At 68.2% G+C, this 12,864-nt stretch carries 1 protein-coding gene (only partly in view); it reads right to left on the reverse strand.

The window, feature by feature from the left end; genetic code table 11:
• A protein-coding gene (locus GFY24_RS05740) for a non-ribosomal peptide synthase/polyketide synthase (protein ID WP_153803895.1) crosses the window boundary here: on the reverse strand, positions 1 to 12,864 show its 3' end. 31,638 nt of this gene lie beyond the right edge of the window; only the last 12,864 of its 44,502 coding nucleotides appear in the window; its start codon lies beyond the right edge, outside the window; it ends in the stop codon at positions 1 to 3.

Here is a 12,864-nt window from a genome sequence, read left to right on the forward strand (position 1 = left end):
CTATGGCACGGTGATGATGCGGACCTCTTCGGGGGCGTCGTCGGTTGGGTCGCCAACCGTGGCGAACCAGTGGGTTACTTCGCCTTCTTCCAGGTCGGCGGTCAGGTCCTCGGTGGGGAGGACGGAGAGGGCGCCGGCGGTGGCGGAGGTGAGGAATTCGTCTACGGCGGGGAGGCCGGTGGTGGCCAGGGTGAAGGTGGTCGATTCGTAGTCGATGTCGTTCTCGGTGCGGAGAGCGGTAGCTCGGTCCAGGGATTCGGACTGGGTGAGGGTGGCCCAGGTGCCGGTGGTGTTGCGGTAGACGAAGGCCGGATCGGATTCGGCCAGGGGGCGAACTCGGTCGGTGTAGGTGACCGGGTGGGCGGGACGAGAGGTCAAGTCCGCCTGGACCTGCGGGTCGGAGGGGACGAGCCAGCGGACGGAGCTGGCCGCGGGTTCCTGTGCTATGCCGAAGTTGGCTCCGGCGGCGAGGATGTCGCCGAAGGAGAGGCCGTCGGCGAAGAGGGTTGCGGCACCGGCCTTTTGGATGGCCCAGACCGCTACCACCGCATCGACGGAGCGGGGCAGGGCTACGGCGACTATGTCGCCGGGGCCGGCGCCGCGGTCGATGAGCAGACGCGCGAGCTGGGAGGAGCGGCGGTCGAGGACGTGGTAGGCGAGTTCCTGGCCGTTGTCGAGCAACGCCGGGGCCTGCGGGTCTTCTTCCACTACTTCCGCGAGCACGTTCGCCACGGTGCGGGCACCTACGCGTGCCGGTTCCGCCGCCGAATCCGCCTGGGTCACAGAGCTTTCGGCGAGGATGCGGGCGCGTTCGGTGGCATCGAGGATATCGATGTCGCCGACCAGGGATGACGGTTCACCCAGCAGCGCGTCCAGGACCCGGTTCAGGCGGGCGGCGAGGGTCTCGACCTCGTCGGCGGTGAAGCGGGTGTCCAGGTAGCGCATGGAGATTTCGATGGTCTCGTTGGCCATGACCACGAGCGTCATCGGGTAGTGGGTGTCGTCGTTCATGCCGACGCCGGCGACGGACATGCCGTCGATGGAGCTGGCGGCGGCGATGGCGTCCTTGTCGACCGGGTAGGACTCGAACACCACCAGGGTGTCGAATTCCGCTCCGGCACCGGCGATCTGCTGGATCTCGGTCAAACCGATGTGGTGGTGATCCAGCAGGTCGGCCTGCTCGACCTGTACGCGCTCGAGCAGCCCGCCGATGCTGAGGCGGTCGTCGATGCGAATGCGCACGGGCACGGTGTTGATGAACAGACCCACCATGGATTCCACGCCGGCCAGGTCGGCGGGGCGCCCGGAGACGGTCGCGCCGAACACGACATCGCCACGGCCGGTGAGCCTTCCGATGAGGATGGCCCACGCGGTCTGCACCAGCGTGTTCACGGTGACGCTGAGTTCCGCGGCCCGCTTGCTGAGCTGACGGGTGCGCTCGGCGTCGATATCGAGCACATGCCGCCCGATCTCGTACTGTTCGTCGGCGCGCCCGGCGGGTGCGAGCTGGGTGGGCTCGGAGACTCCGGTGAGCGCACGCGTCCACGCCTGCAACGATTCCTGGCGGTTCCGCCCGGCCAGCCAGGCCAGGTAGTTCCGGTAGGAGACCGCGCGCGGCAGTGCGGACAGGTCGCCGCGCACCGCGTACAGCACCAGCAGGTCGCGCATGAGCAGCGGCATGGACCAGCCGTCCACCAGGATGTGGTGGGTGGTGATCACGAGGTTCCACTGCTCAGCCGCGGTGCGGAACAGCGTGAATCGCATGAGCGGCGCGGCGGCCATATCGAAGTGCCGTCCGCGATCGGCGTCGATCAGCTCCCGCATCCGCGAAACCCGTTCGGCCTCGGGCAGATCGGTGAGATCGACAATCGACCACGGCGCCTCGACACGATCCAGCACAACCTGGTGCGCCTGTCCCGCGGCGTCGGTGACGAACGCGGTCCGCAGGCTCGGGTAGCGGTCGACAATGGCCTGCGCGGCCGCGTGTAGCCGCTCGGTGTCCACCACGCCGTGCAGGTCGAGGACGGCCTGCATGGTGTAGACGTCGACGGCCTGACGGCTCTGCGAGATCAGCGCCTGGAACAGCAGACCGGATTGCAGCGGCGAGAGCGGCCACACCTCGGTCATGGCCGGGTAGGCCCGCTCCCAGCCTTCGATATCGCTCTGAGTCACCTTGACCAGCGCCATATCCGACGGCGTGTACCCACCGGCGTCCGGCCGCTTGGCGTGTTCGGCCAGCGCGGTCAGCGCCGCCACGAACAGGTCGGCGAACTCCTGCACCCGCTCGCGCGAGAGCAGTCCGGTCGGGAAGGCGAAGGCCGCGCCCAACTGCGGGCCGTCCTCACCATCGGTGACGATCGCATTGATATCGAGCGTCGCGTTGGCGGGCATATCGAGATCCATGTCCGCGTCCAGCTGCCCGAGGTCGGCGACCGGCACCCAGCCCAGCTCCGAAAGCTGTTCCGGCACTTCACCGGTGGAGACGCGCCCCAGGTAGTTGAAGCTGATCTGCCCGACACTGCGCAGCTGCGGCGCGGTCTCGTCGTTCAGGTAGCGCAGCAGACCGAAGCCGAGGCCCTTGTCGGGCACGGCAAGCAGCTGCTCCTTCACCGATTTGACGATGTCGCCCAGGGCTTTTCCGCCCGCGAAGGCATCGTCGAGGTCGGCTCCGGCCAGGTCCAGGCGGACCGGGTAGGCGCTGGTGAACCAGCCGACGGTGCGCGAAATATCCGAGCCGGCGACGACTTCCTCTTCACGGCCGTGACCCTCGAGCTTGATGAGGGCGGCATCGCTGCCGTCCCCGCGCCAGCGCGCGACCGCCATGGCCAGGGCCGAGAGCAGACCGTCGTTCACGCCACCGCGGTAGCGGCCCGGAATGGAGGTGAGCACCGCATCGGTGACCGCCGCCGGGACCGTGACCTCGACGCGTTCGACCGTGGCGAAGGTATCCACCGCCGGATCGAAGTCGCGTGCGCCGAGCAGCGGATCGGCGGTGCCGACCACGCCCTGCCAGAACGGCAGCTCCGCAACGCGTTCCGGTGCGGAGGCCGCGTCGACGAGGGCGTGTGCCCAGCGCCGCATGGAGGTGCCGTTGGCGGGCAGCGCGACCGGCTGACCGAAGGCCAGCTGCGACCACGCGACCGCGAAGTCCGGGATCAGAATGCGCCAGGAGACGCCGTCGACCACGAAGTGGTGGGCGGCGACGAGCAGCACATCCGGGCGGCCTGCACCGAAGGCGAACCAAACGAACTGGATCATGGCGGCATTGGCCGGGTCGAGCTTGCCCAGCGCGGTGTCGAGCTGGGCACTCGCGACACGAGACAGCTCGGCATCGGTGATGTCGGCCGCGACCTCGACGCGATGCACCAGGGCATCGACATCGACGCCGCCGCGCGGCAGGGCCTCGAATTCCCAACCGGCAGCTTCACTTCCGCGCAAGCGCGAACGCAGCACATCGTGGTGGTCGAAGACCGCGGACAGCGTGCCGACCAGGATCGACCGGTCGATATTGTCCGGCAGGCGCAGGGCCATGGACTGCGAGAACCGCTGGTACGTGGACCCACTCGACAGAATCGCCGTCATGATCGGTGTCAGCGGAATATCGCCGACCCCGCCACCGGGCAGTTCCGCCAGGCGCTGCTGTTCGTTATCCCCACCCAGCACGGCGATTTCGGCCAGTCCGGCCACGCTGCGCTTCTCGAAGACCTCGCGCGGGCTGAACAGGATGCCGCGCGCCTTGGCCCGCGACACCAGCTGGATCGACAGGATCGAGTCGCCGCCGAGCGCGAAGAACGAATCGTCCGCGCCGACCTGGTCGACCCCGAGCACCTCGGCGAAGACCTCGGCGATGGTGGCCTCGATATCGCTTACCGGAGCACGGAATTCGCGCGGGGCGAGCACCGGTTCGGGCAGGGCACGCCGATCCAGCTTGCCCGCCGGGGTCAGCGGAATCTGGTCCAGCACCGTAATGGCGGTGGGCACCATGTACTCCGGCAGACGCGCGGCGGCATGCTCGGTCAGCGCGGCGATATCGATGACGGCACCGGCGACGGGCAGCACATAGGCGGCCAGCATGGTGGTGCCCACATCGGTTTTGTGGCCGATGGTGACCGCGAAGTCCACGGTCTCGTGTGCCATGAGCGCCGCGTCGATCTCGCCGAGTTCGATACGGAAGCCGCGCACCTTGACCTGGAAGTCATTACGGCCCACGTACTCCACGACCGGAGCGCCCTTGGCATCGCGCGTCCAGCGCACCACGTCACCGGTGCGGTACAGCCGCTGGCCGGGTTCCGCTCCACCTCCCTGCGCTTCGTACGGGTTGGCGACGAAGCGCTCCGCCGTCAGGCCCGGGCGGGCGTGGTAGCCGCGCGCCAACTGGAGACCGGCCACGTACAGCTCACCCGCGACGCCCTCGGCGACCGGCTGCAAACGGTGGTCGAGCACCAGTGCCCGCATACCGCGCACCGGTCCACCGATGACGACCTTGTCGCCGGGCGCGAGCGCATCGGAGATATTGGTGGCGATGGTGGCCTCGGTCGGACCGTAGGCATTGTGGAAGCGCCGCGGCCCATGCACCCCGTTCTTGTTGGACACAGCCACCGACCACTTGGCCACCAGATCCGCGGAGACCGCCTCACCACCGGCGATGATGACCTCCATGCCCGCCAGCTGCGACGGTTCCAGGGAGGCCAGCACGGACGGCGTGATGAGGCCGACGCTGACCCGCTCGCGAGCGATCAGCCCACCGAGTTCGTCGCCACCATAGGTGCCCGGCGGCACCACTACGAGCGTGCCACCCGCGCCGAGCGCCAGCAGCAGCTCCAGGATGGAGGCGTCGAACGACGGAGACGCGAAATGCAGTGCGCGCGAAGAGGAGTCGAGGCGGTAGCGCTCAACCTGTTCGCGGGCGAAGTTCGCCAGACCCGCGTGGGTGACGACGACACCCTTGGGCAGACCCGTCGAACCCGAGGTGTAGATGACGTAGGCGGCGTGCGCGGGCCGGATGACCCCCCACCGTTCGGCATCGGATACCGCCGCTGGCGAATGCGATCCGATCTCGGCGATGGTCAGCGGATCGTCGAGGGAGATCCAGCCGGCCAGGCTCGCCACCGGCGGCAGCGCGTCCAGTTCGGTACTGCGGGTGATACCCAGTACCGCACCGGAATCGGAGATCATGTGCGCGATGCGATCGGCCGGGTAGGCCGGATCGACGGGCACGAATGCCGCACCGGCCTTGGCGACCGCCCATACCGCGAGCACAGATTCGAAGGAGCGCGGAATGGCAACGGCCACCCGCATATCCGGTCCCGCACCGCGCTCGATGAGCATGCGCGCCAGTCGCGAGGACGCGGCATCCAGCTCCGCGTATCCGAGCACCTGACCGTCGAAGACGACGGCCTCGCCGACCGGGTTGGCGGCCACGGCGGCGGCCATGATCTCGGGCAGCGTCCTGGGCTCGACCGCCGCACCGCCATTGCGGGACAGCAGATCCGCGCGTTCGGCGGCGGACAACAGCTGCAGGTCGCCGACCGGCAGCTGCGGCCGCGCGGTGATCTGCTCCAGCAGGCGGGTGAACCGCTGCGCGAACTTCTGCACCGTGGCGTCGTCGAACAGGTCACGGGCGTAGGCGAATTCGGCGTACATGCCCTCGCCCGCGGCACCGGCCTCGGTAATGGTCAGCGACAGATCGAATTTCGCGGTGTCGTTCTCGAATTCGACGGCGGCGACCCGCAATCCGGGCAGCTCGAAGGTGCTGTCCGGCAGGTTCTCGAAGGACAGCACCACCTGGAACAGCGGGTGGCGGGCGGTGGAGCGCTCCGGGTTGAGCACCTCCACCAGTCGCTCGAACGGGATATCGGCGTGCGCGAAGGCACCCAGGTCGGCGTCCTTGGCGCGCGAGAGCAGTTGCGCGAAGGTCAGATCCGGGTCCACCTCGGTGCGCAGCACCAGGGTGTTGACGAACATGCCGATCACATTGTCGAGTTCGGCCTCACCGCGACCGGCGATGGGCGTACCGATGGCAATGTCCGCGGTGCCCGACAGGCGCGACAGGAACACCGCGAGCGCGGCATGAACGACCATGAACATGGTGGCGTTCTGCTCACGTGCGATGGCCTGCAGACCGCGGTGCAGCCCGGCCCCGATCGGGAAGTGCACCTTGCCGCCGCGGAACGACTGCGTGTTGGGGCGCGGGCGATCCGAGGGCAGGTTGAGCTCGTCCGGCAGGTCCGCGAGGGTGGTCCGCCAGTAGTCGGCCTGTCCGGAGATGAGGCTCTCGGGATCCTGTTCGGAGCCGAGGATCGCGCGCTGCCAGATCGAGTAGTCGGCGTACTGCACGGGCATGGGAGCCCAGCCCGGCTGTACCCCGGCGGCGCGGGACGCGTACGCGATCATCACATCGCGGGTGAGCGGGCCCATGGACCAGCCGTCCGCGCTGATGTGGTGGGCGACGAAGACGAGCACATGCTCGATGACCGGCTTGGGCGGTGCCACCGGGACCGGGCTCAGTGCGCTGGCGGCGTGTGCGCCGACCGCGCGCAGGGTCGCGGCCGCGAAGGCATCGGCCACATCCAGCACGACGGATTCGTGCGCGCCGAGCACTTCGGCGGCGGGTGCGGTTTCAACGCGGAACAGCTTGGCCCGCAATGGAACCTCGGCGGTCACGTCGAATCCGGTGGAGATGAGCTCGGCGATCCGGTCGCGCACCGATTCGGCGGAGACATCGATCGGGGTGAGATCCGGAATCGCCTGTGCGGCAGGCACGATCACCTGCGAGGCGGCCCCGTCGACCTGCGGGTAGATGGTCCGCAGGGTCTCGTGGCGGCCGATCACATCGGCGACGGCGCGCTGTAGCGCGTCGGTATCGAGTTCACCGGTGAGGCGGACGGCGACCGGGATGTTGTAGGCCGCCGAGGTGGTGTCGAACTGGTTGAGGAACCACATGCGCTGCTGTGCCAGGGACAGCGGCACCGAGGCCGGACGCTGCTGCGGTACGAGCGGCTGACGATCCCCGCTGCCCGCGTGCAGCTCCAGCTTGATGGCGAGTCCGGCGACGGTGGACGCCTCGAACAGGGTCCGCACCGGAACTCGCGAGTCCAGCGCCGCACCGAGTCGAGCCGCGACCTGCGTGGCCAGCAGCGAATTACCCCCGAGAGCGAAGAAATCGTCATCCGCACCCACGCGCTCGGTACCGAGAACCTCGGTGAACACGCCCGCCACGATCTCCTCGATCGGAGTGGACGGCGCACGGAAGGCCGTGGTCTCGAACTCGGGCTCCGGCAATGCCTTTCGATCCAGCTTGCCGTTCACATTCAACGGCAACGCGTCCAGGACCACGAACGCCGACGGGACCATGTACGACGGCAGACCCGCCGACAGGACCGCCTTGGCGTGCGAAACCTCAACGCCCGCAGCCGGATCGGATGGCACCAGGTAGGCAACCAGACGGTCACCGGTGCGCTTGTCGGACTTGGCGAGCACCGCGACCTGCGCGATCTCCGGCATGGCCAGCAGTGCGGCCTCGATCTCACCGAGCTCGATACGGAAACCGCGGATCTTCACCTGGAAGTCGGTACGGCCCCGGTACTCCAGCTCACCATTGTCCGCCCAGGCGACGAGGTCGCCGGTGCGGTACATACGCTCGCCGGTGGCAAAGGGGTTGGCCACGAAGCGATCCGCGGTCAGGTCGCTGCGGCCGTAGTAGCCGCGTGCCAGCTGCGCGCCCGCCAGGTAGAGCTCACCCGAGACACCGGCGGCGACCGGGTGCAGGCGCGAATCCAGCACGTACACCTGACTGTTCCACTCGGGCAGGCCGATGGAGACCGAGCCCTTGTCGGCATCGGTGACCAGGTGGTTGGTGATGGAGACGGCGGCCTCGGTCGGACCGTAGAGGTTGAACAGCTCCGCGGCCGGGTTGGCCGTGCGGAAACGCTGCGCCACGGTCGCGGGCAAGGCTTCACCGATGGCGAGCACCCGGCGCAGCGAACCGGTCAGTGCCCCACCGGATTCGGTGAGAAGCGCGTCCAGCATGGACGGCACCACATGGAGTGTGGTGACCAATTCGCGAGCCATGAGCTGGTTCAGGTATCCCGGATCGCGATGGCCGTCGGCCGAGGCGATAACGAGGCGACCACCACACACGGCGGCCGACCAGAACTCCCACACCGAGAGGTCGAAGGTCGCGGCGGTCTTCAACAGCACGGCGTCATCCGCGCCGAGCGCGAATTCCGCTGTCTTCCACTGCAACTGGTTCGTAACTGCGGCGTGCGGCAGCGCCACACCCTTCGGGCGGCCGGTCGAACCGGAGGTGAAGATCACGTACGCGGTATGCGTCGGCCGCAGCGGCGCGACCCGCTCGGCATCGGTGATCGCTTCCACCGCAACCGATTCCAGCCTCAGCTGATCGAGGCGCACCAGTGGTGCGGCCTCGGTGGTGAAGCGGGCTTCGGCATTGGTGAGTACACAGACCGGTGCCGCGGTCTCGAGAATGTAGTCGGTGCGCTCGGCCGGCTGATCCGGGTCGACCGGCACGTACGCGCCACCGGCGACGGAGACCGCGTACATGGCCACCACGAGGTCCACTGAACGCCGCAGCGCCAGCGCGACCCGGGACTCCGGGCCGACACCCATCGAGATCAGGTGCCGCGCAAGGCGATTCACCCGAGCACCGAGCTCGGCGTAGGTGAGCACCGCACCGTCCGGGCCGATCAACGCGACTGCGGTCGGAATGGCTGCCACGGTGGCATTGAGCAGCGACACCAGGGTCGCGGCCCGATCGGTCTCGTGTGCGGTCGCATTGCGCGCCAGCACCAGTTCGGCGCGCTCGTCGGCCGCCAGCAGTTCGATATCGCCGACCGCGGTGCGCGGTGCGGTGGTGATCGCGTCGAGCAGTCGCACGAACCGGTCCACGAAGCCCTGCACGGTCGCCTGATCGAACAGGTCGGTGGCGTAGGTGAACAGGCCGGTGATACCGACCGGCGCGCCGGTCTCGTCGTATCGGTCGGTGGCGATGAGGTGCAGGTCGAACTGGGAGATCTGGGTGTCGATATCCAGACCGGACACAGTCAGACCGGGCAGTTCCAGGCTGGACTGGGCCAGGTTCTGGAAGGACAGGCCGACCTGGAAGAGCGGATGCCGGGCGGTGGAGCGCACCGGGTTGAGCACCTCGACGAGGCGCTCGAACGGCACGTCGGCATTGGCGAACGCCTGGATATCGGTCTCGCGCTGACGGGCCAGCAGTTCGGTGAACGGCGCGGCCGCATCGACCCGGGTGCGGAACACCAGGGTGTTGACGAACATACCGATGAGGTCGTCCAGGACGGCCTCGCCGCGACCGGCCATCGGGGTGCCGATGGCAATGTCGTCGGTGCCCGAGAGGCGGGCCAGCAGGACCGCGAGCGCGGTGTGCACGACCATGAACAGCGTCGCACCCTCGGCGCGCGCCAAATGCACCAGCGCACGGTGCGTTTCGGCATCGATGCGTACCTCGACCCGGTCACCGGCGAAGGTCTGCACCGCCGGGCGCGGCCGATCGGACGGCAGATCCAGCTGGTCCGGGAGCTCGGCCAGGGCCGTCTTCCAGTAGGCGACCTGCTTGGCCGACAGCGATTCCGAATCGTCCTCGCTGCCGAGCAGATCGCGCTGCCAGATGGAGTAGTCGGCGTACTGCACCGCGAGCTTGGACCAGCCCGGCGCGTCGCCCATGGAGCGGGCGGCGTAGGCCATCATCAGATCGCGGGTCAGCGGTGCGACCGAGGAACCGTCACCGGAGATGTGGTGAATCGCCAGGGCCAGAACGTATTCCGTGGAGCTGTCGTCGCCGATGCGGAACAGCGCCACCTGCAGCGGCACCTCGGTGGTGACGTCGAAGACCGTCGAGGTGAGGGCCACCACGGCGCCGGTGACCTCATCGGCGGTGACGGTGCGGACCTCGAGCTCCGGGACCGCCTGGGCGGCGGGCAGGATGACCTGCACCGGACCCTGTTCGGTCTGCGGGTAGATGGTGCGCAGAATCTCGTGGCGGGCAACGACATCGGTGATGGCGGCGCGCATGGCCTCGATATCGAGTGCACCGGACAGGCGCACCGCGACCGGCACGTTGTAGGCCGCGGACTGGCTGTCGAAGCGGTTGAGGAACCACATGCGCTGCTGCGCGAGCGACAGCGGAATGTGTTCCGGGCGCGCGCCCGCGGTGAGCGCCTTGCGACCGGCACCGGCGTCGTGCTCGACCCGGGCCGCGAGCGCGGCGACGGTGGAGGCCTCGAACATCAGGCGCACCGGCACCCGGGTGTTCAGTGCCTCGCCGAGGCGCGCGGCGACCTGGGTGGCGAGCAGTGAGTTGCCGCCCCAGGCGAAGAAGTCGTCGTCGAGGCCGATGCGACCGCTCTCGATATGCAGTACATCCGCGAAGACACCGGCCACGATCTGCTCGATCGGGGTGACGGGTGCGCGGAAGACCGCCTTCTCGAAGGTGGGCTCCGGCAGCGCCTTTCGGTCCAGCTTGCCGTTGGCGTTCAGCGGCAGGGCGTCCAGGGGCATGAAGACCGCCGGCACCATGTACGACGGGAGTTCCGCCGCGAGCGCGGATTGCAGGGCCTGCTTGTCGATTTCGCCATCGGTACCGACGACGTAGGCGACGAGGCGGTCGCCGAGCGCCGAATCCTGGTGTGCCACAACGGCGGCCGAGGACACGCCGGGCCGGCGCAGCAGGGCGGACTCGATATCGCCGAGCTCGATTCGGAAGCCACGGATCTTCACCTGGAAGTCGGTGCGGCCCCGGTAATCCAACTCGCCATTGGCATTCCAGGCCACCAGGTCACCGGTGCGGTACATGCGCGCACCGGCGGCGAAGGGGTTGGCCACGAAGCGATCCGCGGTCAGATCGGCGCGACCGTAGTAGCCGCGTGCCAGCTGTGTGCCGGCGAGGTACAGCTCGCCGGAGACGCCGACCGGCACCGGGCGCAGGTGCGCGTCCAGCACGTAGACCTGGCTGTTCCACTCGGGCGAGCCGATGGAGACGGACACCTGGTCCTGGGCGCTCACGCGATGGTTGGTGATGGAGACGGCAGCCTCGGTCGGGCCGTACAGGTTGAACAGTTCGGTGCGCGGACGCTCCCGCAGCACCCGCTGGGCCAGCGGTCCGGGCAGCGCCTCACCGATAGCGAGAATCCGCCACAGCGAATCCGGCAGACCATCCGCGAGCAGTGCGTCCAGCATGGACGGCACCACGTGCAGGGTGGTCACCCATTCGCGAGCCATGAGCTCGTTCAGGTACGCCGGGTCCTTGTGTCCATCGGGCTGTGCGATAACCAGTCGGCCGACACAGGCGACGGCGGACCAGAACTCCCACACCGAAAGGTCGAAGGTGGCGGCGGTCTTGAGCAGCACCGCATCCGCCGGATCGAGCCCGAATTCGGTGACCTTCCACAGCAACTGGTTCACCACGGCCGCGTGCGGCAGCGCCACACCCTTGGGGCGACCGGTCGAACCGGAGGTGAAGATGATGTACGCGGTATTCGCGGACGTCAGCTCACGCACTCGCTCCTGCGCGGTGATCGGTTTGGCCGAGTACTCGGACAGATCCAGCTCATCGATCTTCAGCACTTCGGTCGAGTCATACTCGAAGGCATCCCGGCCGGTCGTCAGAACGACTGCGGGAGCGGCGGTTTCGAGGATGTAGCCGGTGCGGTCGGCGGGCTGATCGGGATCGATCGGCACGTACGCGGCACCGGACTTGGCCACGGCGTACATGGCCACGACCAGGTCGGTGGAGCGGCGGATGGCAAGCGCCACACGGTCTTCCGTGCCGATGCCACGGGCGATGAGCTCGCGGGCGAGACGGTTGACCCGGGCGTCGAGTTCGGCGTAGGTCAGGTTCTCGACGCCGTCGGCGGTATCGGCCACGATGGCCACCGCCTTGGGGTCGGAGTCGACGGCCGCATCGAGCAGTGAGACCAGGGTGGCTTGCGCGCCGCCCGGGAACACCTGCTCGACATCCTGTGCGGTGTCGTTCCAGTGCAACAGGATTCGGTCGTTCTCGGTGGCGTCGAGCAGGTCGATATCGCCCACGGTGATGCCGGCGTCGGCGAGTACCGCGTCGAGTACCCGCAGGAATCGGTCGGCGAAGGCACGCACGGTGGTTTCGTCGAACAGGTCGGTGGCGTAACCGAATTCGGTGAGGATCTCGGCGGGCGCACCGTCATCGGTGTACCGGTCGTAGAGCGTCACGTGCAGGTCGGTCTTGGCCAGCTGCGATTCGAACTGGACCGCGCTCACGTGCAGGCCGGGCAGTTCGAAGGCGGTCTCGGCCAGGTTCTGGAACGAGAGACCCACCTGGAACAGCGGATTGCGGGCATTGGAGCGGACCGGGTTGAGCACCTCGACCAGGCGCTCGAACGGCACCTCGGCATTGGCGAAGGCTTCCAGGTCGCGTTCGCGGACCTCGGCCAGCACATCGGCGAACGGCACCGCGGGGTCGATCTTGGTGCGGAATACCAGGGTGTTCACGAACATGCCGATGAGGTCGTCGAGCTCACGCTCACCACGACCGGCGATCGGGGTGCCGACCGCGATGTCGTCGGTGCCGGACAGGCGGGCCAGCAGAATCGCCAGCGCCGCGTGCACGACCATGAACAGCGACGCGTTATTGGCGCGCGCCAGTTCGTGCAGTTTGGCATGGCGTTCGGCATCGATATCGAAGCGCAGGGCCTTGCCGTGGAACGACTGCGCGGGCGGGCGCGGGCGATCGGTGGGCAGTTCCAGCTGATCCGGCAGCTCGGCGAGCGCCCGGGTCCAGTAGGAGACCTGCTGTGCGGCAAGCGATTCCGAGTCGTCTTCGGAGCCCAGTACCGCGCGCTGCCAGAGCGC

The sequence above is a fragment of the Nocardia sp. SYP-A9097 genome (assembly GCF_009649815.1).
Classification (GTDB): Bacteria; Actinomycetota; Actinomycetes; order Mycobacteriales; family Mycobacteriaceae; genus Nocardia.